General features: G+C 72.1%; 22 protein-coding genes. 5 read left to right on the plus strand and 17 right to left on the minus strand.

What is annotated here, in order from left to right; all coding sequences use genetic code 11:
• Positions 1-48: 48 nt before the first annotated feature.
• Positions 49-1,257, plus strand: a complete 1,209-nt coding sequence (locus ACIBD9_RS03220) for an amino acid deaminase/aldolase (protein ID WP_396714070.1) — start codon at positions 49-51, stop codon at positions 1,255-1,257.
• A 50-nt stretch (positions 1,258-1,307) separates the two neighbouring features.
• Here the strand turns inward: ACIBD9_RS03220 and ACIBD9_RS03225 are convergent, their stop codons facing one another.
• Positions 1,308-1,913, minus strand: a complete 606-nt coding sequence (locus ACIBD9_RS03225; RefSeq protein ID WP_366630458.1) for a TetR family transcriptional regulator — start codon at positions 1,911-1,913, stop codon at positions 1,308-1,310.
• 226 nt (positions 1,914-2,139) lie between these two features.
• On the opposite strand from ACIBD9_RS03225, the gene ACIBD9_RS03230 reads away from it, so the two are divergent.
• The gene (locus ACIBD9_RS03230; RefSeq protein WP_396714072.1) at positions 2,140-3,456 is read left to right on the plus strand and encodes a D-arabinono-1,4-lactone oxidase; all 1,317 of its coding nucleotides are present in this window, start codon (positions 2,140-2,142) and stop codon (positions 3,454-3,456) included.
• Positions 3,457-3,496: 40 nt separating this feature from the next.
• On the opposite strand, the gene ACIBD9_RS03235 is transcribed toward ACIBD9_RS03230, so the two are convergent.
• The 9 genes from ACIBD9_RS03235 to ACIBD9_RS03275 all read right to left on the minus strand — a co-directional run bounded on the left by ACIBD9_RS03235 (position 3,497) and on the right by ACIBD9_RS03275 (position 13,836).
• On the minus strand, positions 3,497-4,597 hold the full coding sequence (locus ACIBD9_RS03235) for an SGNH/GDSL hydrolase family protein (RefSeq protein ID WP_396714074.1): 1,101 nt from the start codon (positions 4,595-4,597) through the stop codon (positions 3,497-3,499).
• A complete protein-coding gene (locus ACIBD9_RS03240; RefSeq protein WP_387170915.1) occupies positions 4,594-4,893 on the minus strand; it encodes an antibiotic biosynthesis monooxygenase in 300 nt (99 codons plus the stop codon). The genes ACIBD9_RS03235 and ACIBD9_RS03240 overlap by 4 nt, the downstream gene beginning before the upstream one ends.
• Complete coding sequence (locus ACIBD9_RS03245; RefSeq protein ID WP_396714077.1) at positions 4,890-5,531, minus strand: TetR/AcrR family transcriptional regulator; 642 nt, start codon at positions 5,529-5,531, stop codon at positions 4,890-4,892. The genes ACIBD9_RS03240 and ACIBD9_RS03245 overlap by 4 nt, the downstream gene beginning before the upstream one ends.
• A gap of 178 nt (positions 5,532-5,709) precedes the next feature.
• A complete protein-coding gene (topA, locus tag ACIBD9_RS03250; protein WP_396714078.1) occupies positions 5,710-8,544 on the minus strand; it encodes a type I DNA topoisomerase in 2,835 nt (944 codons plus the stop codon).
• Positions 8,545-8,987: 443 nt separating this feature from the next.
• On the minus strand, positions 8,988-9,734 hold the full coding sequence (locus tag ACIBD9_RS03255; RefSeq protein WP_396714080.1) for a hypothetical protein: 747 nt from the start codon (positions 9,732-9,734) through the stop codon (positions 8,988-8,990).
• Complete coding sequence (locus tag ACIBD9_RS03260) at positions 9,725-10,264, minus strand: hypothetical protein (protein WP_387170908.1); 540 nt, start codon at positions 10,262-10,264, stop codon at positions 9,725-9,727. Before ACIBD9_RS03260 ends, ACIBD9_RS03255 begins: the two co-directional genes overlap by 10 nt.
• Positions 10,265-10,368: 104 nt before the next feature.
• A complete protein-coding gene (locus ACIBD9_RS03265; protein WP_396714082.1) occupies positions 10,369-12,729 on the minus strand; it encodes a sodium-translocating pyrophosphatase in 2,361 nt (786 codons plus the stop codon).
• A gap of 316 nt (positions 12,730-13,045) precedes the next feature.
• Positions 13,046-13,483, minus strand: coding sequence for an ATP-binding protein (locus tag ACIBD9_RS03270; RefSeq protein ID WP_030334228.1), 438 nt, complete (start codon positions 13,481-13,483; stop codon positions 13,046-13,048).
• The gene (locus ACIBD9_RS03275) at positions 13,480-13,836 is read right to left on the minus strand and encodes an STAS domain-containing protein (protein WP_091395433.1); all 357 of its coding nucleotides are present in this window, start codon (positions 13,834-13,836) and stop codon (positions 13,480-13,482) included. Before ACIBD9_RS03275 ends, ACIBD9_RS03270 begins: the two co-directional genes overlap by 4 nt.
• Before the next feature lie 188 nt (positions 13,837-14,024).
• On the opposite strand from ACIBD9_RS03275, the gene ACIBD9_RS03280 reads away from it, so the two are divergent.
• The 3 genes from ACIBD9_RS03280 (at position 14,025) to ACIBD9_RS03290 (ending at position 17,490) form a co-directional block, all read left to right on the plus strand.
• A complete protein-coding gene (locus ACIBD9_RS03280) occupies positions 14,025-16,436 on the plus strand; it encodes a DEAD/DEAH box helicase (protein ID WP_396714425.1) in 2,412 nt (803 codons plus the stop codon).
• 99 nt (positions 16,437-16,535) lie between these two features.
• Positions 16,536-16,745 carry a hypothetical protein gene (locus ACIBD9_RS03285; RefSeq protein ID WP_091395467.1) on the plus strand — a complete coding sequence of 70 codons (210 nt, stop codon included), beginning with the start codon at positions 16,536-16,538 and terminating at the stop codon, positions 16,743-16,745.
• A 166-nt stretch (positions 16,746-16,911) separates the two neighbouring features.
• The gene (locus tag ACIBD9_RS03290; RefSeq protein WP_366341509.1) at positions 16,912-17,490 is read left to right on the plus strand and encodes a hypothetical protein; all 579 of its coding nucleotides are present in this window, start codon (positions 16,912-16,914) and stop codon (positions 17,488-17,490) included.
• A gap of 601 nt (positions 17,491-18,091) precedes the next feature.
• Here ACIBD9_RS03290 and ACIBD9_RS03295 read toward each other — a convergent pair.
• From ACIBD9_RS03295 to ssd, 7 genes are read right to left on the minus strand one after another with little or no spacing between them, the layout of a single operon-like run.
• Entirely contained in the window at positions 18,092-18,511 is a 420-nt protein-coding gene (locus tag ACIBD9_RS03295; protein WP_396714084.1) for an Rv3654c family TadE-like protein, read from the minus strand.
• Positions 18,511-18,906: a TadE family type IV pilus minor pilin gene (locus ACIBD9_RS03300; protein ID WP_396714427.1), complete on the minus strand. Its 396-nt coding sequence runs from the start codon at positions 18,904-18,906 to the stop codon at positions 18,511-18,513. The genes ACIBD9_RS03295 and ACIBD9_RS03300 overlap by 1 nt, the downstream gene beginning before the upstream one ends.
• 47 nt (positions 18,907-18,953) lie before the next feature.
• Complete coding sequence (locus tag ACIBD9_RS03305; protein WP_151492073.1) at positions 18,954-19,121, minus strand: DUF4244 domain-containing protein; 168 nt, start codon at positions 19,119-19,121, stop codon at positions 18,954-18,956.
• A 22-nt stretch (positions 19,122-19,143) separates the two neighbouring features.
• Positions 19,144-19,893, minus strand: a complete 750-nt coding sequence (locus ACIBD9_RS03310; RefSeq protein WP_396714087.1) for a type II secretion system F family protein — start codon at positions 19,891-19,893, stop codon at positions 19,144-19,146.
• On the minus strand, positions 19,890-21,182 hold the full coding sequence (locus tag ACIBD9_RS03315) for a hypothetical protein (RefSeq protein ID WP_396714088.1): 1,293 nt from the start codon (positions 21,180-21,182) through the stop codon (positions 19,890-19,892). The genes ACIBD9_RS03310 and ACIBD9_RS03315 overlap by 4 nt, the downstream gene beginning before the upstream one ends.
• Positions 21,179-22,390 carry a TadA family conjugal transfer-associated ATPase gene (locus tag ACIBD9_RS03320; RefSeq protein WP_396714090.1) on the minus strand — a complete coding sequence of 404 codons (1,212 nt, stop codon included), beginning with the start codon at positions 22,388-22,390 and terminating at the stop codon, positions 21,179-21,181. Before ACIBD9_RS03320 ends, ACIBD9_RS03315 begins: the two co-directional genes overlap by 4 nt.
• Complete coding sequence (gene ssd, locus ACIBD9_RS03325) at positions 22,387-23,490, minus strand: septum site-determining protein Ssd (RefSeq protein ID WP_396714092.1); 1,104 nt, start codon at positions 23,488-23,490, stop codon at positions 22,387-22,389. The genes ACIBD9_RS03320 and ssd overlap by 4 nt, the downstream gene beginning before the upstream one ends.
• Positions 23,491-23,703 lie beyond the last annotated feature (213 nt).

The following is a 23,703-nucleotide window of genomic DNA, read 5'->3' on the forward strand; positions in this document are numbered from 1 at the left end:
GTACGCGAGGGTATTTCGCATTCTCCGTCGGACAGTTAGCGTGCACACGTGGCCATCGAAAGCGACAAACTTCGCGAGCGCCTGGATCGGGCGACTGCCCACCTCGACCCCCCGTACGCGGTGGTCGATCTCACCGCCTTCGACGCCAATTCGGTCGCCCTGGCCGATCGCGCCGCCGGAAAGCCGGTCCGCCTCGCCAGCAAGTCGGTCCGCAGCCGGGAGTTGATCAGCCGGGCCCTCGCGCGGCCCGGCTGGCAGGGCGTGATGGCGTTCACCCTGCCCGAGGCGATCTGGCTGGTCCGCGCGGGCGTCAGCGACGACGTGCTGGTCGCGTACCCGAGCGCGGACCGGGCCGCCCTCGCCGAGCTGGGCGCCGACCCGACGCTCGCCGCCGCGATCACCCTGATGATCGACAGCACCGGCCAACTCGACCTCATCGACGCCGTCGTGGCGCCGGGGCAGCGCGCCGAACTGCGACTCTGCCTGGATCTGGACGCCTCCTGGCGACCGCTGCGCGGTCGGGTGCACGTCGGCGTCCGCCGCTCACCGGTGCACAGCGCGCGGGCAGCCGGCGCGCTCGCCGCCGCCGTCGCCGGCCGGCCCGGCTTCCGGCTGGTCGGGCTCATGTCGTACGAGGCGCAGATCGCCGGCCTGGGCGACGCGCCGCCGGGCAAGACGCTGCTGGCCGGCGCGATCAGGCTGGCCCAGCGCAGCTCGTACCGCGAGTTGCTGGCCCGCCGTGGTGCGGCGGTCGCCGCGGTACGCGAGCACGCCGACCTGGAGTTCGTCAACGGCGGCGGCACCGGCAGCGTGGCCGCGACCAGCGCCGATCCCGCGGTCACCGAGATCACCGCGGGATCGGGCCTGTACGGGCCGACGCTGTTCGACGCCTACCGCGCCTGGCGGCCCACCCCGGCGGCGTTCTTCGCCTGCGCAGTGGTCCGCCGACCGACGCCGGAGTTGGCGACGGTGCTCGGCGGCGGCTGGATCGCCTCCGGCCCGGCGGCCGACAGTCGACTGCCCCGACCGTGGCTACCGGCGGGGCTGAAGCTGGTCGGCACCGAGGGCGCCGGCGAGGTGCAGACTCCGCTGTCCGGAGCGGCGGCGGCCGAGCTGCGCGTCGGCGACCGGGTGTGGTTCCGGCACGCCAAGGCTGGTGAGCTGTGTGAACGGGTCAACGAGCTGCACCTGATCGAGGGGGATGCGGTCGTGGCGACCACCCCCACCTACCGGGGTGAGGGGCAGGCCTTCCTCTGAGACCGGACAGCCGCCCCCACCGCCGGCCGAGGCCCGCGCCTCGCGCCGACTCAGGCGGGCTGGGCCGCCTCGGCCTGCTTTCCGGCGGTGGACCGGCCGTTGTCCGGGCCGTCGACCTGGCGGTGCAGGTACTCCCGGATCAGTGCCTTCGCCTCCAGCAGCACCCGCTCGTCGCCGTCGGACTTCCGGCGGAACGCGAGCTTGATCAGCGCGTCCGCCGCCTCGACCGCGATCTCCAGCACGAAGCGCAGCTTGGGCACGTCGGTGAGCCCGAAACGCTCGGTGAGCACCCGGGCCAACTGGTCGGCGATCACGCCGTTGTTGTCCCGCTGCTCGTCGAGCAGGTGCAGGTCGACCACGTCGCCGAAGTGCAGGGTACGGAAGCCGGGGACGGTGCGGTGCATCGTGATGTACTCGTCGATGCCCGCGTCGACGCCGTCCCACCAGTGGGTCATCTCGTCGGACGCGAACCGCTCGTCGAGGCGCTGGAGGTAGGACTCCATGGTCCGCAGGGTCAGCGCCTGCACGATCGCCCGCTTGTCCGGAAAGAACTGGTAGACCGACCCGATCGCCACCTCGGCCCGTTCGGCGAGCAGGGTGGTGGTCAGCCCCTCGTACCCCACCTCGTCGACGAGTTCGGCGCAGGCATCCAACATGCGCTGTACCCGCGCGACACTTCGACCTTGCACCGGTACGCGGCGCAGCGGCCCGGTCGTGGCGGCTGGTGTGGACACTCTGCGCCACCCCCCTTCGACGGATGAACATATCTCCACGTCACGAGTCCGTGACTACCGGTACAACGAGCGGATCGCAATTGCGGTATTTACCAGCTAGAACGTTCCTGATATGAAGTCAGTTCATATTCATGAATGAGGAGCGCGCATGGTCCGCACCGCACCGCTCGGGGCTGGATGGTCCAACTGGGCCGGGAACCAGCGTGGCAGCGCCAGCGCGATCCTGCGCCCCGGCTCGCCGACCGACGTCGCAGAAGCCGTCCGATCCGCCGCCGCCGACGGCGGTCGGATCCGGGTGACGGGCAGCGGCCACTCGTTCACCGCCGTCGCGCTCGCCGACGACCGCCGGATGGACCTGTCCGACCTGGACACCACGGTCAGCGTGGACGTCGCGCATCGACTGGTCACCGTACCGGCGGGAATGACCCTGCACGCGCTCAACGGACTGCTCGCCCGACACGGCCTCGCGATGCCCAACCTCGGCGACATCGACGCGCAGACCGTCGCCGGGGCGATCTCCACCGGCACCCACGGCACCGGCGCCGGCTACGGCTGCCTCTCCACTTTCGTCGAGGCGATCACCCTGGTCACCGGCACCGGCGAGGTGCTGCGCTGCTCCGCCGACGAGCATCCCGACGTCCTCGCCGCCGCCCGGGTGTCACTCGGCGCGCTCGGCGTCCTGGTCGAGGTGACCCTGCGCTGCGTGGACGCCTTCGTCCTGCGTGCCCACGAACGCCCGGCCGAGTTGGCCGACGTGCTCGGCGAACTGCCCGAGCTGATCGGCCGGCACGACCACGTCGAGTTCTACTGGTTCCCGTACACGTCCCGGGTCCAGGTCAAGGCCAACGACCGGGTGCCCGCCAACGACCGGCCGCTGTCGCGCTGGCGCGGCTGGGTGGACGACGACTTCCTGTCCAACCGGGTCTTCGCCGGGGCCTGCCGACTCGGCCGGGCCGTGCCCGCGCTGGCCCCGGGCATCAGCGCGGTCTCCGCCCGCGCCCTCACCGAACGCCGGTACACCGGCCGCTCCGACCGGGTCTTCTGCACCCCGCGCCGGGTCCGCTTCGTGGAGATGGAGTACGGCCTACCCCGCGAGGCGTTGCCGGAGGCGCTCGCCGCGCTCCAGCGGATCGTGGACGGCCTGCCGTTCAAGGTGCTCTTCCCGGTGGAGGTGCGATTCACCGCCGCGGACGACATCTGGCTGTCGCACGGCTACGGCCGGGACAACGCCTACATCGCCGTGCACCAGTACGTCGGCATGCCGTACGAGCCGTACTTCCGGGCCTTCGAGCAGGTCGCCGCCGGGCTGGGCGGTCGCCCACACTGGGGCAAGCTGCACTACCGCGACGCCGCCTCGCTGGCCACGGCGTACCCCCGCTTCGCGGACTTCCAGGCCGTCCGCGACCGGCTCGACCCCGACCGCGTCTTCACCAACGACCACCTGACCCACGTCCTCGGGGTCTGAGAGCTCCCGTCGGGTACGAGTTGTCGATCGCCGCCCAGCGCTAGAGCGCGAGGTCGTCCAGGTTCACCGCCTCGGCCATGGCCTCGGCGCCCCTGTCGTTCAGGTGCATACCGTCGCCGCTGTCCAGCGCGGGGTGAATATGGTCGGGGGCGGATGGGTCGGCGACAGCCCGCGCCACATCGAAGACGCCGTCGAAGGCGTCCGTCGTACGGATCCAGTCGTTCACCTCGCGGCGGGTGGCGAGGCCCGCCGGGGTGCTGATCTCCGGGCCGGCGCCCGCGAACGGGCCGATGGTGGCGGCGACGATCCGCAGGCCGGCGGTGTGGGCACGGTCGGCCAGCGCGCGGAACCCCGCGACGAGGGCGTCGGCGGTGACGGGCGGCTCGCCCAGCATGGCCGGAAGACCGAGGTCGTTGATACCGAAGTGGACCAGGACGTGGGTCAGGGCCGGGATGGAGAGAACGTCACGGTCGAAGCGCTTCAGCGCGTGTTCGCCGACGCCGTCGCGCAGCAGACGGTTTCCGGCGATGCCCTGGTTGACCACCCACCCGCGCTTCAGCCGGCGGTTGAGAACGTCGACCGAACGACGATTCGCGCTCGTCGTGGTGCCGACCCCTTCGAACCAGGAGTCGCCGAAGGCCACGGCGACGGCGGTGCCCCGTGGGGCGAGCACGTCGACGCCCGCGAGGTAGAACCTGGCCTCGACCTGCTCGGCCCCCACCAGCAAGGGCGACGTGACGTGATTGCCGTCGACGATCTGGGCGAGCTCCGCCGGCTTGTGGGAATGGGTGGCCAGACCGGTCCGCTCCGGAAGGTAGAGACTCACCACCAGATCCGTGCCGGCCGCGACGGGGATCTCCACCGGGTCGGTGACGGCCTCCTCGCCCGCCGGGATGACGTGACGCTCCACGCCGTCGACGGTGAGGGCGGCCCACTGCCCGCCGACGGCGACCGTGGCAGCCGCGATGGTCAGTGGAGTACGGCCGTAGCGGTTCGTCAGCCGTACCCGGAAGGCCTCCCCGCCGCCGGCCAGGTGCAGCACCTGACGAACGGTCTGGTCGGCGAAGCCACGGGGTTCGCTGAACTGGAGCTGCTCGTACGGACTGAGTACCCCGGTACGGAAACCGGCGGTCCAGATCATGGCTGGTCCAGGTCGGTAGTGGTGCCCTCCTCGCTGCTGATCACCGAGTCGATCAGGGAGAAGAACGTCTGGATGCCGGGCCGGTTGGCGCCCCGGCGGCGGGACTCGGCGTAGTCCTCGGAGGAGGCCCAGAAGACGATGTCCAGCCATTCGTCGGCCGCCAGCCGGATCAGTCGCGCGTCGAGGAAGCCGGCACGATCGGCCTGGAAGTCGCGCAGCATCGCCGGCCGCGCGGCCAGCAGGGCGTCCGCGCGCTCGGCGGGGACGCGGAAACGGGTGATCTCGACGGTGGTCATCGTGCCTCGATCCGTTCGGGTTGGGAGCCGTTGACCCCCAGCATCAGCCGAAGCTGGGTCAGGAGGACATCGCGGAAGCCCACGGGCGCCGGCGTGGGGGCGTGCTGGACGCGAAAGATGATCAGGCCGGCCAGCGCCGAGAGCAGAAGGTCCGTCACCGCCTCGGCGTCGTGGGCCAGCGTGAACGCACCCCGGGCAGCGCCTTCCCGGACGGCGGCCAGGAAGGGCGCCCGGTACCGCTCCTGGACGGTGGCGCTGTAGTCGCGCAGCTCGTCGTCGCGCATGGCGGAGCGCCAGAACTCCACCAGCACCTGCCGGGTCTGCTCCGAGTTGTGCAGGCTCCGGTCGACCAACGCGACCAGTCGTCGCCACGGATCGTCCTCGCCGGCGGAGACGGCCCGCAGAGCCTCCACCTCCCGGTCGGTGAACACCTGCATGGCCTCGATGATCATGTCTTCGCGGGAGCCGAAGTAGGTCTGCAGGGTGCTGATCGCGACACCGCCGGCCGCCGATACGTCCGCGAAGCGGGTGTTCTCGTACCCACGGGTGGCCAGCACGCCGGCCACGGCGTCGAGAACGGCATCCCGCTTCTCCCCGCCCGCGCGCCTCTTGCGGATCATCTCGACCCCGGCGGACACGGCTCACGACTCGTCGGCATGGCCATACGGTACGGCGGTACCGGCAAAACCGCGAAGGCCTCAGCCTCTCGCGTGACCCGGAACACCACAAAGTAAATCTTGGACAGTTTCCGTTCAGGCAAGACGGAAACTGTCCAAGATCTGGAGCGTCGGAACGAGCGCCACCCGGCGCGGGGGGCTACTCCGTGCTGGTGGCGGCCTTGCGCGGGGCGGCCTTCTTCGCCGGAGCCTTCTTCGCCGTCGTCGCCTTGGCCGTGGTGGTCTTCTTCGCGGCCGTGGACTTGCTGGCGGCCGCCGTCTTCTTGGTGGCTGTGGCCTTCTTGGCGGGCGCCTTCTTCGCCGCCGCCTTCTTGCGCGGCGCCGGACCCTTCGCCCGCTTCTCGGCCAGCATCTCGGATGCTTCCTCGATGGTCAGCGCCTCCGGCGTCTGCCCACGCCGCAGCGACGCGTTGAACTCCCCGTCGGTCACGTACGGGCCGAACCGGCCGTCCTTGATCACCAACGGCTTCTCGGTCGCCGGGTCCACGCCCATCTCGCGCAGCGGCGGTGCCGCGGCTCGCCGTCCACGGGCCTTCGGGGCGGCCAGCAGAGCCAGCGCCTCGTCCAGGCCGACCGTGAACATCTGGTCCTCGGACTCCAGCGAACGGAACTCCTCGCCCCGCTTGACGTACGGGCCGTAGCGGCCGTTGTTCGCGAAGACCTCGACGCCGTCCGGCGCGACACCGATCAGCCGGGGAAGGCTGAGCAGCTTCAGCGCCTCCTCCAGGGTCAGCGAGTCCGGGGTCTGCGTACGCAGCAGCGACGACTTCCGCTCGCCGCTGGACACGTACGGGCCGAACCGGCCGGACTTGAGCACGATCGGTTCGCCGGTGGCGGGGTCGTCGCCGAGCTTGCGCTCACCGCTACCGCCGAGGAACAGCTCGTGCACCTTCTCCGGGGTCAGCTCGTCCGGGGCCAGGCCCTCGGGGATCGGCGCCCGGTCACCCTGGGTGCCGCCCTCCTCGCCCTCGCCGGCAGCCGGTGCCGGCTGCTCGCCGCCGGGCAGCTCCCGTTGCAGGTACGGCCCGTACCGACCGACCCGCACGACGACCTCGCGGCCGTCGTCGTCGGTGAAGAGCGGGATGGAGTTGACGCTGCGGGCGTCGATGTCGCTGAGGTTCTCGGTGACCAGCTTCTTGAGCCCGCCGGAACGGGCGATGTCCTGGTCACCGGCACCGTTGGAGCTGCCGAAGTAGAACGCCGTGAGGAAGTCGACCGCCGCGTGGTCACCGCCGGCGATCTCGTCCAGCTCGTTCTCCATCGTGGCGGTGAAGTCGTAGTCGATCAGGCGCGGGTAGTGCCGCTCCATCAGCCCGATCACCGCGAAGGCCAGGAAGGTCGGGATCATCGCCTGGCCGCGCTTGGTGACGTACCCCCGGTCCTGGATCGTCTGCATGATCGACGCGTAGGTGGACGGGCGGCCGATGCCCAGCTCTTCCAGGGCCTTGACCAGCGACGCCTCGGTGTAGCGCGACGGCGGCTGGGTGTGGTGGCCCTGCGCGGCCAGCTCGTCGGCGGTCAGCGGCTGGTCCTTGACCAGGGTGGGCAGCCGGCGCTCGGCGTCCTCGGCCTCCGCGTTCTCGTCGTCGCTGGACTCGACGTACGCCCGCAGGAAGCCCGGGTCGGTGATGGTCTTGCCGGTGGCGCCGAAGTCGGCTTCCTCCTGCGAGGTGGAGACCGCCCGGATGCGCACCGACACGCTGGAGCCGACCGCGTCGGTCATCTGCGAGGCGATGGTGCGCCGCCAGATCAGCTCGTAGAGCTTGAACTCCTCGGCGGACAGCTCCTTGGCCACCTCGCCCGGGGTACGGAAGTTGTCCCCCGCCGGGCGGATCGCCTCGTGCGCCTCCTGCGCGTTCTTCACCTTGCCGGTGTAGCGACGCGGCTCCGGCGGAACGCTGCGCTCGCCGTACAGCTCGACGATCTGTCGGCGGGCCGCCGAGATGGCGGTCTCGGACAGGTTGACCGAGTCGGTACGCATATAGGTGATGTAGCCGTTCTCGTACAGGCGCTGCGCCGTGCGCATCGTCTGCTGCGAGGACAGGCGCAGCTTGCGGGCCGCCTCCTGCTGCAGGGTCGAGGTGATGAACGGCGCGTACGGGCGACGGCGGTAGGGCTTCTCCTCGACCCGGGTGACGGCGAACGGACGCCCCTCCAGCCGGGCCGCGAGACCCCGGGCGCCGCTCTCGTCGAGGTGCACGACGCCAGCACCGGCCCGGACGCGACCGGTGGTCGGCTCGAAGTCCTTACCAGTGGCGATCCGGTCGCCGTTCAGGGCGATCAGGGTGGCGTTGAACGCGCGCGGGCCCTCACCGGCGTTGGCCACCGCGAGGGTGGCCAGGATGTCCCAGTATTCGGCGGTGCGGAAGGCCATCCGCTGCCGTTCCCGCTCGACCACGATGCGGGTCGCCACGGACTGCACCCGGCCTGCCGAGAGCCGCGGCATGACCTTCTTCCACAGCACCGGGGAGACCTCGTAGCCGTACAGGCGGTCGAGGATCCGGCGGGCCTCCTGGGCGTCGACCAGATCGCGGTCGATCTCCCGGGGGTTGGCCACCGCCGCCTGGATCGCCGGCTTGGTGATCTCGTGGAAGACCATCCGCTTGACCGGGACCTTGGGCTTGAGCGTCTCGACCAGGTGCCAGGCGATCGCCTCGCCCTCGCGGTCCTCATCCGTCGCCAGGAAGATCTCGTCGACCTCCTTGGCCAGCTTCACCAGCTTGCTGATCTGCTGCCTACGGTCGGCGGAGACGACGTAGAGGGCCTGGAAGCCGTTGTCGACGTCCACCCCGAGCCGGGCCCAGGGCTCCTTCTTGTATTTGGCCGGCACGTCGGCGGCGTTGCGCGGAAGGTCGCGGACGTGACCGAAGCTGGCCTCCACGACGTACCCCGGGCCAAGGTAGCCCGAGATCGTCTTGGCCTTCGCCGGTGACTCGACGATGACCAGACGGGTGGTTCCAGCGTTGCTTGGCACGTCTCTCCCCGACCTCACTCCTGCTCGTGGTCTGCCGGCGCCCGGACAGCGACCGCTTTCGACCCCGCCGTCGCACCGGCGGTCCGGATGTCCAACGTAACGCGCCGTCCGCGTTTCGGGTTTCGCGGGCCGCAAACCGCTTCGGCGCGGCGGTCGACGCCGCCCCACCGCGCTCGGCACTGTCGGACGGCGCCACCGTACACCGTGGGTAGGGCTCGAAGCGGGTCACTGTGACGATGGCGGGCCTACGACCGAGGTCCGACCCGCCCGTTTTCGACCTGGTTCAACCCGCCGGCTGTCCGGCACCGGACACCCGGCCGCCCCACCCCCGGGCCGCTGCCCAACCCCGTCGATCATGGACTTATGGTGGGCGTTTTAACCCCGGACACGCGATACGTCCCCCACCACAACTCCATGATCGACCCGGTGACGGGTGGGGTGGGTTAGGTGGGCCAGGCGTGGGGCGGTGCGGCGCGGGGCGGTCCGCCGACCAACTCGGCGAGTCGGGCCAACCGGCGGCGGCCGGTGATCCGGTACGCCGGGCCGCCCTCACCCGGGCCGAGCAACGTCCCGGCCAGCCCCGCCGCGCCGAGCGCCACGCCGATCGGCTCCCAACACTCCTGGTCGTCGGCGCCGAGCCGCAGCAGGAAGCCGTCGGGAGGCTCCGGCGTCCCGGCGGCGGCGAGCCACAGCCGCAACCGCCGGCCGGTCAGATGGAAGGCAGCCGGCGGGCGTTTCGTCGTACCGTGCAGCCAGGCGGCAGCGAGCGGCTTCAAGACCCGGGTGTACGACGTACGGACGGCGTGTCGCTCGCCCTCGGTCGGCTCCCAGCTGGCCGCCAGCCCGCGCGACGCCAGTTCGGCGACGAGCACGTGCACCCGCCAGGCGGCGTCCACCTGCACCGAGAGACGGGCGGTGCCGCCCATCCGGACCACCTCACCCGGCCCGGCGAGCAGCCCGGCCAGGTCGGCGACGGTCGGTTCGGCCGCATCCGCGCCGAAGAAGACAAGTTGCCGGCCCGCGTCGTCACCCTGGGGCGGGCCGTTCTGGGTGGAGCCGTTCTGGGGCGGGCCGTTCTGCGGCGCGCCGCCGCGGCGTCGCCCGGGAGCGGGCGTGTCGGACTCGGGCGCGGGAAACAGCGCCGGGGGCGGCTGCGCCTTCCCGGTGTCACCGAGCCCGCTCAGCGACACTCCGGCACCTCGTCGAATGCCTGTTTCAACTCCTCGGAGTTGAGCTTGCTGGTGTCCAGCGCGCTGGCGTCGTACTCCTTGTTGAGGGTCTCCACGGCGGCCCGCACGCCGTCGTAGAAGGCGGTCGGCTCGCCGGTGCCCAGGCCGTCGATGGTGTCCCGGGCGCGACCGTACGCGTCCCGCATCTTTCCCAGCGAACTGCGGAAACCCGCGGAGATGGCCTCGCCGTTGTCGGCCTCCGGGACGCCCGCCTTCTCCACCTTGCGGCGCGCGGCCTCGCTGGCCTGCTCCGCCCCGTCGAAGAGCCGCACCAGGTTCTCCTTGGCCTGCGCCGGCGTGGTCTGCGCGGTCATCTGCTCATCGGTGCTGCTGGTCAGCTTGTTGATCTCGGAGCGCCACGGGGTGAGGGCGCCGCAGACCGAGGCCGCCCACGCCCGTGGGCTGGGACCCCCGCCGCAGCCGGCCAGGACGACGATCGTGGCCAGGACCACCGTGAGCTTTCCGGCGGCAGACGCCCGGCACGTACGCATGCGTTGCAGCGTACGGCCTTTGGCCAGGTGTGGCACCGGGCCGGACGGCCGGGGTCCCCGGTCGACGGGCTACGTCGACCGGGGACCCCGGGACCGTTCCTGGGTCAGGCGTTGACCGTCTCCGGGCGGTGATCGGTGCTGCCCGCGCCGGTGCTGCCATCGGCGTCCGAGTCGGACATCGCGATGCCCTTGCGCTTGCTGAACACCACCGACGCCACGATGATCAGCGTCGCGACCAGGGCGATGCCGACCCGCAGGCCGACGTTGCGCTCGTCGCCGACGCTCCAGGCCACCACGGCGGGTGCGATCAGCAGCGAGACCAGGTTCATCACCTTGATCAGCGGGTTGATCGCCGGGCCGGCGGTGTCCTTGAACGGGTCACCGACGGTGTCGCCGATGACCGTGGCGGCGTGCGCCTCGGAGCCCTTGCCGCCGTACGCGCCGTCCTCGACCAGCTTCTTGGCGTTGTCCCAGGCCCCACCGGAGTTGGACAGGAACACCGCCATCAGGGTGCCGGCCCCGATCGCACCGGCCAGGTACGCCGCGAGCGCACCGGGCCCGAGGCCGAAGCCGACCGCGATCGGCGCCAGGATGGCGAGCAGACCGGGGGTCATCAGCTCGCGCTGCGCGTCCCGGGTGCAGATGTCGACGACCTTGCCGTACTCCGGGCGCTGGGTGCCGTCCATGATGCCGGGCAGCTCACGGAACTGCCGGCGGACCTCCATCACCACGGCACCCGCCGAGCGGGACACCGCGTTGATGGCCAGCCCGGAGAAGAGGAAGACGACCGCCGCACCGATGATCAGGCCGACCAGGTTGCGCGGGTTCGCCACGTTCAGCGCGTTGAGGATCTCGTTGCCGACGTCGCCCACGCCAGCCGTCGCGTACGCGCTGCTGAGCGTGTCGGTGTACGAGCCGAACAGCGCGGTCGCGGCCAGCACCGCGGTGGCGATCGCGATGCCCTTGGTGATCGCCTTGGTGGTGTTGCCGACCGCGTCCAGCTCGGTCAGCACCCGAGCGCCGTGCTCGTCGATGTCGCCGGACATCTCGGCGATGCCCTGGGCGTTGTCGGAGATCGGCCCGAAGGTGTCCATGGCGACGATCACGCCGACCGTGGTGAGCAGGCCGGTGCCGGCCAGCGCCACCGCGAACAGCGAGAGCGTGATGGAGCTGCCGCCGAGGAGGAAGGCGCCGAAGACGCCGGCGCCGATCAGCAGAGCCGAGTAGACCGCCGACTCCAGACCGATGCTGATGCCGGCCAGGATCACGGTCGCCGCACCGGTCTGCGAGCTCTTGCCGATGTCCTGCACCGGTCGCCGGTTGGTCTCGGTGAAGTAGCCGGTCAGCGCCTGGATCGCGGCGGCCAGCACGATGCCGATCACGACCGCGCCGATGGCCACCAGTCGCGGGTTGCCAGAGGCGTCGGTGAGGCCACTGTCGAACTCGCCGAAGGTCGCCGGCAGGTACGCGTAGGCGGCGATCGCCACCAGCACCGCGGAGAGCACCGCCGACAGGTAGAAGGCCCGGTTGATCGCGGTCAGGCCGTTACGGTCGGACGCGCGCAGCCGGGTGATGAAGACGCCGACGATCGCGATCAGCACGCCGATGGTGGAGATGATCAGCGGGAAGACCAGGCCCTGCTCGCCGAAGGCGGCGCGGCCGAGGATCAGCGCGGCGACAAGCGTGACGGCGTACGACTCGAACAGGTCGGCGGCCATGCCGGCGCAGTCACCGACGTTGTCGCCCACGTTGTCGGCGATGGTGGCGGCGTTGCGCGGGTCGTCCTCGGGGATGCCCTGCTCGACCTTGCCGACCAGGTCGGCGCCGACGTCGGCGGCCTTGGTGAAGATGCCGCCGCCGACCCGCATGAACATCGCGAGCAGTGCCGCGCCGAAGCCGAAGCCCTCCAGGACTGTGGGCGCGTCACCCCGGTAGACGAGGACGACAAGCGCCGCACCGAAGAGGCCGAGGCCGACGGTGAGGAAGCCGACGACGCCGCCGGTCCGGAAGGCGATCTTCATGGCCGCCTCGCGGCCGCCCGCCCGCTCCCTCGCGGCGGCGGCCACGCGCAGGTTGGCCCGGGTGGCCAGCCACATGCCCGCTCCGCCGATGAACGCGCTGAACAGGGCGCCCACCACGAAGAAGAGCGAGCGGCCGAGCTTCACGGCGAGCTCACTGCCACCGGTGTCGTGCACCGGGAGCAGGAAGAGCAGCACCACGGCGACGACGACGAAGATCGCCAGGGTGCGGAATTGACGGAGCAGGTAGGCCGAGGCGCCCTCCTGGACCGCCCCCGAGATCTCCTGCATTTTCTCGGTGCCCTTACCAGCGGCCAGCACCGTTTTTGTCAGGGCGGCAGCGAAACCGAGCGCCACCAGCGCGACAACCGCGGCGATGACGACGTAGGTGACATTGCTTCCGGTAAGGGAAAGCCCGCCGCCGTCGGCGGCCAAGGTCTCGGACATCTGTGTCCTCCTGTTACCGAACAATCGCGCCGGTGAGTGGAGACGCACTGACCGACGCCTGGATGCGGACTCGCAAGCGCGCGCCAACCCACCAGCGGACCAGCGATGAACACCCATACCCGCTGGCTGCGGGATGGGTCACTTGCTGACAACCCGGGTACTGTAGCCCTCCGCAGTGTTGGAGGTCACATCCAGGTGGCACCGTGTCGCGATGATCTTCGTCGCTGTGTTATGAAACGAAATCTGATATAGGGCCCGATCCATGCAAAGAAGGCCGCATCCCCGGCAGGGGACGCGGCCTACGCAGCGGAACTAATCAGCGGCCGACCGGCCACACCATCCGTACCTCGGTGCCGATGCCCTCGTCGACCGGGCGCACCTGCAGGTCCTCGACGAAGCCGGCGAGCAGCGCGAAGCCGACGCCGGTGGTCAGCGCCTCATCGGTGAGCGACTCGTTGGCCAGCTCGTCCGGCGGCAGCGCGGTCAGACCGATACCCGCCTCGATCGGCGCCCGGTCCACCACCCGCACGGCGTACGAGCCACCGTCGGACATCTCCACCAGCACCGGGTCGGCCAAGCCGTACTGCCGGTGCAGGGCCACCGCGCGCGTGCACGCCTCACCGATGGCCAGGCGAACCTCGTCCAGCAGGTCCTCCCGGACCCCGGCCCGACGGGCGACGGCGACGCCGACCAGGCGGGCGGTGCGCACGTGCACCGGGGCGGGCGAGAACGAGAGCTTGACTGTCGCCATCACGCGCCGGCGCCCGCCGAGTCGGCGCTGATCGCCGCGTCGACCGTCGGGTGCAGCGGAAACACCTGGTCCAGTGCGGTGATCCGGAAGATCTTGAGCAGCGGCTCCTTGTCGCAGACCAGGGCGAACGAACCGCTGGCCGAGCGGAGCCGCTTGAGCGCGCCGACCAGCACGCCCAACCCGGTGGAGTCGAGGAAATCCACCCGACCGAGGTCGACCACCACGTGACGAGCACCACCGTCGATCAGTTCGAGGAGTCGTTCACGGAGCCGGGGCGCGGTGTAGACGTCCACCTCACCACCGACCTCGAGCACCGTGTGCTCGCCCACGGTGCGGGTCGCCAGTGACAGCTCCATCGGTCCTCCTCGCCAGAGCCGTAAACTCTCGTGGGCATCTAACCACTACCGCCGGGACGGCCTGCGGACGCCAGCGGAGGCTACCCCTTACCCCGGTGTCCGACTTTTCATCTCCGAACACCAGTGCGAGAGTGCAGGGCGTGACCTCCAACGACTTCAGCTCAGCGCGCCGCACGCCGCGCCACGACCTGGAGTCGTCGTCCGCGGCCACCGTATCCGCTGGTCCCGGCCCCGGGCCAGCGCCGGTCGAGCTGCTGCGCCGGCTACGCGCCCGGGGCGCCGCCGACCCGGTCACCCACGTCGAGCGGGTACCGGCCCGCGCCGGGGTGCCCGCGCCGTGGCCGTCGTGGGCACCGACGGAACTACGCGCGGCGTTCGCCCGGCGCGGCGTGGTCGCGCCCTGGCAGCACCAGGCCGAGGCGGCCACCCTGGCGTACGAGGGCCAGCACGTCGTCGTCGCCACCGGCACCGCGTCCGGCAAGTCACTGGCGTACCAGCTGCCGGCCCTGGCCACCCTGCTCGCCGACCCCCGGGCCACAGCGCTCTACCTGGCGCCGACCAAGGCGCTCGCCGCGGACCAGTTACGCGCCGTCGCCGCGCTGGAGCTGGAGGGGGTACGCCCCGCCTGCTACGACGGGGACACTCCGCGCACCGAACGGGAGTGGATCCGCCGGCACTCCCGGTTCGTGCTGACCAACCCCGACATGCTGCACCACGGCATCCTGCCCGGGCACGCCCAGTGGTCCGGCTTCCTGCGCCGACTCGCGTACGTGGTGATCGACGAGTGCCACACCTACCGGGGCGTGTTCGGCTCGCACGTCGCGCACGTGCTGCGTCGGCTGCGTCGGCAGTGCGCCCGGTTCGGGGCCACCCCGGTGTTCGTGCTGGCCTCGGCGACCTCCGGCGACCCGGCCACCGCCGCCGGACGGCTGACCGGCCTGCCGGTGACGGCGGTCACGGAGGACGCCTCCCCCCGCGGCGGGGTGACCTTCGCGCTCTGGGAGCCGCCGCTGCTGCCACCCGACTCGAGTTCGTCCTCCCCGGTGCCGCCGCAGGCGACGGGCGACGGCTCCTCACCTCCGGCGCCCTCGCAGGCGACGGGCGACCACGACGAGCTTCGCCAGGTCCGCCGGTCGGCGCTGCGCGAGACCGCGGACCTGCTCGCCGACACGGTCGCCGAGGGGGTACGCACCCTCGCGTTCGTCCGCTCCCGTAAGGGCGCCGAGGTGGTGGCCGCCAACGCGCGTCGGGCGCTGGACGACGCGGTGCCGGGGCTCGGCGACCGGGTGGCCGCCTACCGGGGCGGTTACCTGCGGGAGGAGCGGCGCGAGCTGGAACGGGCACTGCTGCACGGCGACCTGCTCGGCCTGGCCTCGACCAACGCGCTGGAGCTGGGCGTGGACCTGGTCGGGCTCGACGCGGTACTGATCTGCGGCTACCCGGGCACCCGGGCGTCTCTCTGGCAGCAGGCGGGCCGCGCCGGGCGTTCCGGCCAGGAGGCCCTCGCGGTGCTGGTGGCCCGGGACGACCCCCTGGACACCTACCTGGTGCACCACCCGGAGGCCATCTTCGGCGCGCCGGTGGAGGCGACGGTGCTCGACCCGGCCAACCCGTACGTGCTGGCACCGCAGCTCGCCTGCGCCGCGGTGGAGGCGCCGCTCACCCCGGCCGACCTGGCGCTCTTCGGCGAGGGGGCGAAGGAGGCGGTGGACGAGCTGGTCGCGGCGGGGGCGCTGCGGCAACGGCCCACCGGTTGGTACTGGCGGCACCGGGAACGGCCCGAGGTGGACCTGCGCGGCGAGGGCGGCGCCCCGGTCGCTGTGGTGGAGTCGTCGACCGGCCGGCTGCTCGGCACGGTCGACGGCGGCTCGTCACACTTCCTGCTGCACTCCGGCGCGGTCTATCTGCACCAGGGCGTCTCGTACGTGGTCGACCAGCTGGACCTCGCCGACGGTTGCGCGCTGGTGCACGCCGAGGAGCCGGACTGGTCCACCCACGCCCGGGACGTCACCGACCTGTCCGTGGTGTCGGTGCGCTCCTACGTGGACGCCGGGCCGGTCGGCATGTTCCTCGGTGAGGTGGATGTGACCAGCCAGGTGGTGTCGTACCAGCGGCGGCGGATCGCCACCGGCGAGGTGATCGACACCCGGCCGCTGGACCTGCCCACCCGGGAGCTGCGCACGGTCGCGGTCTGGTTCACGCTGTCACCGCAGTCGTTGGCCCTCGCCGGGGTCCAGCCGGCCGACGTGCCGGGTGCGCTGCACGCCGCCGAACACGCCGCGATCGGCCTGCTGCCGCTGATGGCCACCTGCGACCGGTGGGACATCGGCGGGCTCTCCACCGCGCTGCACCCGGACACCGAGGCGCCGACCGTCTTCGTCTACGACGGGCATCCGGGCGGCGCCGGGTTCGCCGAGCGGGCGTACGGGACGGCGGCGGCGTGGCTGCGCGCCACCCGGGACGCGATCGCGGAGTGCGGCTGCGAGACCGGCTGCCCGTCCTGCGTGCAGTCACCGAAATGCGGCAACGGCAACAACCCCCTCTCCAAGCCGGACGCGATCCGGGTCCTCGACGTGGTGCTGTCGAACCTGCCGGCCTGAGCAGCTTGCATGAATCGGCATGGCACGGGGCACAATGGTTTGGGAGCGCTTCCATCGATGCTTATGTTGCTGATCGCCCCCCGTGCCCGAGGAGAAGCTGTGGCCGACACCATCGCCGAGACCGTCGACCTGCTCTACACCATCGACCAGGACAATCTCACCCTCGACCAGCAGATCGCGCTGGGGTCGGCACTGGCCGCCCTGGCCCAGGCGGAACGGCTGGAACAGATCAACGAGCGGCTGCGCGGCATCCACCAGGTTCTGAACACCTGGGCGCTGCGCGCCGCGACGTCCGCCGACAGCCGCTGAGGTTTTCTGGAGTGATCCTGCTAGGGCACCAGTGATCACTCCGTGCTGGGTAGTCGTCCGGCGGGCCTCGACGGCTACCCAGCAGCAACTGATCGCGGGCGGCAGGGGCGCGACGCTTGTCGGGCTGTGCGAGACTCCGGCGCACCAACCCCAGAGGAGTTCACACATGCAGCTCGACAACTTGCAGGGCCAGCACCAGTTCCACATCCGCCAGCGACTGCGCATGATGGTCAACCAGTACGAGGTCCGGGCGGTCTCCCCGGACGGCACCGAGGGTGAGCTGCTGGCGTTCGCGCAGCAGAAGCGGCTCGCCTTCAAGGAGCAGGTGACCATCTACACGGACGACTCCAAGCAGCAGCCGCTGCTCGGCTTCAAGGCCCGCCAGCGCATCGACCTCGGTGCCACGTACGACGTCACCGACGCGGCCGGCAACCCGATCGGCCTGTTCCGCAAGGACTTCGCCCAATCGCTGCTGCGGTCCACCTGGCACGTCGAGCAGGCCGGCCTGCCGCAGGTGACGGGCCAGGAGCGCAGCATGCCGGTGGCACTGCTGCGTCGGTTCGTCGACTCGCTGTCCTGGCTGCCGTACCACTTCGACTTCACCGCAGGTGGCCAGCCGGTCTTCACCGTGGTCAAGAAGTGGGGCCTGCGCGACAAGTACGTCGTCGAGGTACAGAACCCGCAGATCGACCGCCGCCTGGTAATCGCGATGGCCGTCGCCCTCGACGCGCTCCAGGCCCGCTGACACACCCGGGCCCGGACCAGGGCAGCGCGGTGACCCTCCGCGGTCGCCGTCGCGGCCACCCACTCCTCGGCTGCCGGCCGGAACCTGGACCTCGACCAGTCCCGGCCGGCAAGCCGTCGGCACCTTTTTCCAGCCGGCACACCGTCGGACCGCACATGCGGGCGCCACGTTGTCGGACCGCACATGCGGCCGACACGCCGTTGGTGACTCAACCCCTGACGCGGTCCGCTCCCCCTTTGGAGCTGATGTCGTAAACGCATCACATTTGATGTCGTAAACGATTCAGCTCCATAGTGCCCACCAATCCGACCAGGGCCCTGGCTCCTTCAGCCGCGCACCGAATCCGCACCTGCGCTCGACGCCGCGACCCGGATCAGGCCCGACGATCCACAGGCCGCGCACCCTGCTCTGCCAGCGCCCTGCCCGGGGCCAACACCGCCCCGGTCGCCCCCCGCTCCGGCCGAACTCAGCTCCGGCCAGCCCCAGCTCCGGCCGCCCCTGCTCGGACCGCCCCATCTCCGGGCCGCCCCAGCTCGGACCGCGCCTGCTCCGACCGCGCCCGCCGCCGCATTGGTGGCGTGCAGCGGGGCCGCCGCGAGGGTCAGCCCCGCACCGGGCCCGCGCGGGCGCTCGCCGCGGCCACCCGGGTCAGGCCGGGTAGTGGCGTGAACGCCACTTCGACCGTCACCAGCACGTCCAGCCCGTCGAGGTGGCAGTCGACCAGCCGGCCATCGTTGCGAACGGCGAGGTCGGACGCGGACGCGCAAGCCACGGCGTCGCCGTCGAGTGCCCGGGCTGCCCCGGCCAGCGCGCCGAGGTCGGCCGCTACGGCCGCCCGCTGCCTCGCCATTCCGGCGGCGACGATGGCGGCGCCGAACGTCCCGAACACCACGAAGGCGAGCCCCATCGCCAGCAGCAGAACCGTCGCGCCACCTCGCTGCGGGTCCGGCCGACCATCAACGAGCCCTCCGGCAGCCGCCGGGCGACCGGCGCGGTGTGACGGGTCACCAGTTCGTGGCACTACCCACTCCCCTCGTGAGCGCCCGGTTCGACGGCGGCGACTGCGGTGGCGACCACGGTGATTCGCGGTAGCCGGCCGCCCAGCGTTCGGACGGGCGCCCGTACCGTCGCCTGCACCCGGTCGCCGTCGACGGACACCGACACCACTGCCCCCGGCGGCGCCGCACGACCACCCTCCGCGCTGCCGTCCGCACCCCGGGCGGCGGCGAGCGCCGCCTCCCGGGCCGCGTGCAGGCAGCCCGCCTGAGCGCTGACCGCATTGACCGCGGTCAGGCCGGCCAGCAGGAGCAGGAGCAGCGCCGGCAGGCCGGCCGCCAGTTCGGCGGTGAAGGATCCCCGGTCCCCGCTGGCAGCCCGTACGAGGACGCGATGTCTCCGCCCGCCGCGTGCCGCCAGCCCGAAAACGCTCGACCCTGAATCGCGGCCGGCCCGCCGGCGCTCGATCACTTCAGGGCCCGGTCGATGACGGCGGTCAGCGCCGACTGGACGTTGCCGGAGGTCAGCACCTTCAACAGGATCCCGGCGAAGGCGACCGCCGCGAGAGTGCCGACGGCGTACTCGGCCGTGTTCATTCCGGCATCGCCGCGTAGGCGACCGATGAGTTTGCGCATGACTGTTTCCCTTCTCGATGGGTCAGAGCACGTCGCCGAGAACGGCGACGATCACCGGCACGAGTCCGGCGAGAATGAACGCCGGCAGGAAGCACAGCCCCAGCGGCAGGACGATGAGCACACCCGCCCGGCGGACCGATGCCTCGGCGGCGGTGGCCCGGTCGGCGCGCAGGTCGTCGGCGAGCCGGGTCAGCGCACCGGCCAGTGCGGCACCACTGTTGGCCGAGCGCAACGTCGCCGCGGTCAGCCGCTCCGCGCCGGGCACGCCGTCCAGCGCGGCCCATGCCTCCGCTGGGCCACCACCGAGCAGCAGGGTGCGGCCAACCCGGGCCAACCGGCCGGCAAGCGGCCCGTCCAGGGCCTCGGCGACGGCCAGCACCGAGCGATCCACCGGGGCGCCCGCCCGCATCGCCGCGGCCAGGAGGTCGGCGGCGAGCGGCAGGGCGGCGGCCTCCTGCTGCCGCCGCTTGCGAACAGCGGGTGACTCGATCCGGCGCAGCAGGACATCAAGCAGGAACACGGCCGGAAGAGCGCCGAGCAGCCCGAACCAGCCCTCGACAACGATGGCCACGGCGAGCCCACCCAGCACCGCCACGAGCCGGATCACATCCGGCCGCCGCCGCAGACTGGAGTTGGGCTGGCTTGCCGAGCCGGGCTGGCTGGCTGAGCCGGGCTGGCTGGCTGAGCCGGGCTGGCTCGCCGAGCTGAGCTGGCTCGCCGAGTTGGTCCGGCCGGCGTAGTTGGGCTGGCTGGCTCGATTCCGGGGCGTCATTCGGCCCGCCCCGGTGTTGCGCCCAGCCGTTCCGCCCAGAGGAGGCCCACGACCTGTAGGGCGACCGCGGCGACCGCGCAGGCTCCGCCGACCGTGCTGTGCAGGAGCACCGCCATGGGGTCGACGCCGATCCCGTACCCAAGCCCGATCCCGCCGATCGGCAGCGCCGCCAGTAGCCACGCCGTGGCCCGGGCGCCGGCCGCCTGGGCCGCCGCTGCGGCCAGCCCTCGGTCGGTCGCCCGAGCGTCCGCCTCGATCCGCTCGACGAGTTCCGCCAGCGGCGCGCCGGTCCGGTCGGCCAACCGCACCGCCGCCGAGGTCAGCTGACGTAGGCGGGCTGCCCCGTCACGCTCGATGGCCGCGACCTCCAGCGCGTGTGGGACGGGCAGGCCGGCCCGTAGGTCCGCCGCGAGACCGCAGAGCTGGTCCAGCGCACGTCGTCGGCTCCGCTCGGCGCTCCGGTTCACTCGCCACCGCAGCACGGCGCGCACGGCCAGCGTGCCGTACCCGGCCATCGCGACGGCGGCCACCGGACCGCCGACCACGGCACCCACACCGCCGCCGAGCAGACCGACCAGTGGCAGCAGTCGGGTCGTCTTTCGCGAGGTGCGCCACGACGGAGGCGTTCGGTCGGTCCGGCCGACACGCCCGTGGTCCCGGCAGTCGGCGATCGCGCACCCGCCGGCCACCGGCACACCGGACGCGTCGCCCCGACAGCCGATGTCCAGGTCGCCGAGCCCATCGGCGGCCGTTACCGTGCCAGAGACGTCGTTCCGACCGCCCACATCCACACCGCTGACACCGATCGTGGTCGTGGCCGCCGATGCGGCAGTCCGTCGGCCCGCACCGAACGAGGTAATGGCCACCTCCTGGGGGGCCGCGCCGGTCGGGCGTCGGGGATCCCGACGAGCCGGCGGGCGGGTCAGGCCCTCCGGACGCCTGAACGCGCCTGCCGCTCCAAGCCACCTCGGGCTGCGGGTGACGTCCCGGTCGGGCCAGCCGAGTGCCGTCCGCGTTCCGTTGGAACCCGCGGTGGCACCCGGCTCGTGGGCGATGCCGACCGGATGACCCGAGGTCGGGGCAACGCCGGTGCCGTCGACCGGCCCGTCCGGCGTACGACCGAGCTCCCTGATCCACTGCACCAGGGCGTCGTCCGGATCGACACCGCCGCCCCTGCGTCCCAGCGTCAGGACGCGACGTCGACGGGCTCGAATGCTCCACACAGGCCACGCCACCAGCGCAGCGGCGGCCAGGAGCAGCGCCGCCACCAGCATCGTCTCGCCGGTCATGCCGGACCCGCCGATCCGGGCCAGGGCTCGCTGAGGATGGGCGGCACCGCCACCCCTCGCTCCCGCAGCAGCGCCCCGAGGGCACGGGCGGCAAGCCCGAGCCCACTGCCGCGCACCCAGGCGGGCACCACGGTCACCAGCCGTTCGGGCCCCTCGGGCAGCAGCAGGCAGACCGACTCCAGCACGCGGCCCTGGTCGCCACGTCGCACCTGGAACACCACCTGCAACGCGGCGGCCACCTGGGCGTGCAGCGCGGCGCGCGGCAGCCCACCCAGCATGCCCAGGGCCTCCAACCGGGCCGGCACGTCCGACGGTGTGTTGGCGTGCAACGTGCCGGCACCCCCGTCGTGGCCGGTGTTGAGCGCGGCCAGCAGATCGACCACCTCACCGCCCCGGCACTCCCCGACCACGAGCCGATCCGGGCGCATCCGCAACGCCTGCCGGACCAGGTCCGCCAGACTGACCACGCCCGTGCCCTCCACATTGGCGGTACGCGCCTGGAGCCCCACCACGTGCGGATGCCCCGGACGCAGCTCGGCGGCGTCCTCCACCAGTACGATCCGTTCGGTGGCCGGCACCATCCCCAGCAGGGTGTTGAGCAGGGTCGTCTTGCCCGACCCCGTGCCCCCGGTCACCAGGTACGCCAGGCGGGCCGCGACGACGGCGGCGAGCAGTGGCGCCAGCGGTCGTGGCACGGTCCCCTGGTGCACCAACTCGTCGAGGGTGAACGGCCGGTGCCGGAAGGTTCGCAGGGACAGGTAGGGACCTTCGGTAGCCACCGGCGGCAGCACGGCGTGCAGTCGAGTGCCGTCGGGAAGCCGCGCGTCCGCGTACGGGGAACCGTCGTCGAGTCGCCGTCCCGCGCTGGCGATCAGCCGCTGCGCCAACCGGCGGACATCCTCCACCGAGCCCACCGGCACCGCGACCTGGTGCAGCCCCGATCCGCGGTCGACCCAGACCCGAACGCCGTTGACGAGGACGTCGGTGACCTCCGGGTCGGCGAGCAGCGGCGCCAGTGGCCCGGCGCCGACGAGGTCGTCGCGCACCCGGTCGGCGATCCGCAGCATGGCCGTGTCACCGAGCACCGCGGCGGTGGGCTCGGCCCGTACCGCCGAGACGATGGCAGCCGCGGTGACCGGGGTGGTGGCGGCGGCGATCCGCTGCCGTACCCGGGCGGCGAGGGTGCCGTCCTCCGGCCCGGCGGTCATGCCGCACCCGTAGCCGGCGCGCCGGTGAGGTCGATGACGATCCGTTGGCAGAGCGCGGCCAGTGGGCCCTTGCCCCCGGCGGCCGGCGCCTCGCCCCGCTCCAGCCCACGGCAGAGCCCCGGCTCGGGGCGCAGCGTGCCGGCCAGGGGAAGGCCCAGCGCGCGTGCCACCTCGGTCGCCCGCAGCCGCCCCGGGGCGGGCCCGCGCACCACCACCGAGAGTGCGGCGCAGTGCGGGGCAGCCGCGGCCACCACCCGAGTGGCCGCCGCGGTGGCTCGCAACTCGGCCGGTACGACGACGAACGTCTGATCGGCGGCCTGCAACGCCACCACGGCCGCGTCGTCCAACTGTCGGGGCAGGTCGATCACCACGAAGTCCCGCCCACGCCGGGCCGCGTCGACGGTCGCCGCCATCGCCGTCGCCGGCAACGCCAGCATCTCGCCGCGGTCCCAGGAGAGCACCACGAGATCACCCCTGCTAGGCAGGGCCTGCACCAGCGCCGGAGCGTCCACCCGCCCGTCGGCGCTGGTGAGCGACGGCCAGCGCAGGCCCTCCAACTGCTCCCAGCCCAGCACGAGGTCGAGGCCACCACCGAGCGGGTCGGCGTCGACCAGGAGGGTGCGCAGCCGGGCCCGGGCGGCGGTCACCGCAAGACCACCGGCGAGCACGCTCGCGCCCGCACCACCCCGGCCACCGAGGACCGCGACGACCCGGGCGCCGACGCCGGCCGGACGGTCCGGATCATGCTCGGCGAACCGATCCACCAGCCACGGCTCCGCGGCCGGCAGCGTGGCGACGTGCTCGGCCCCGATCAGCTCGGCGACCTGCCAGCCGGGGTCGAGCTGACCGGCCCGGCCGAGCAGCACCAGCCGGGGCCGCTGCGGTAACCGGGCGCGCAGACAGGCCTGTGCTTGATCGGCGCCGAGCAGCACCAGGGGCGCGGGAAGCCAACGGGTACGGGCAGCCGCCGGGTCGCGGGCGAGCTCCACCTCGGTGCCGCCAACGGCGGCGAGCCGGAGCACATCGTCGAGCAGATCGTCGTCGCCGGTGACGACCAGCGGGAGCCGGCGGATCGGCGGAACCGTGGTACGGGGTGGCATCGCGGCCTCCAGCGGTCGGGCTCTGGTATGCCGCCGACCCTGCTCGGAATTCGCCCCACGAGCCGACCCGATGTCGTCGCCTGTGGACAACCTGGTGGCCTGTGGAAAACCCCCGCCGACACAATTGATCTGTTAAAAGCACAGGCAACGCCGCAGCTACTGCCACTACGGGAAAACAGCGGGGCCGCTTCCCAAAGGAGCGGCCCCGCAAGT

It is taken from the genome of Micromonospora sp. NPDC050784 (genome assembly GCF_044456765.1).
In the GTDB taxonomy this organism is placed as follows: domain Bacteria; phylum Actinomycetota; class Actinomycetes; order Mycobacteriales; family Micromonosporaceae; genus Micromonospora; species Micromonospora foliorum.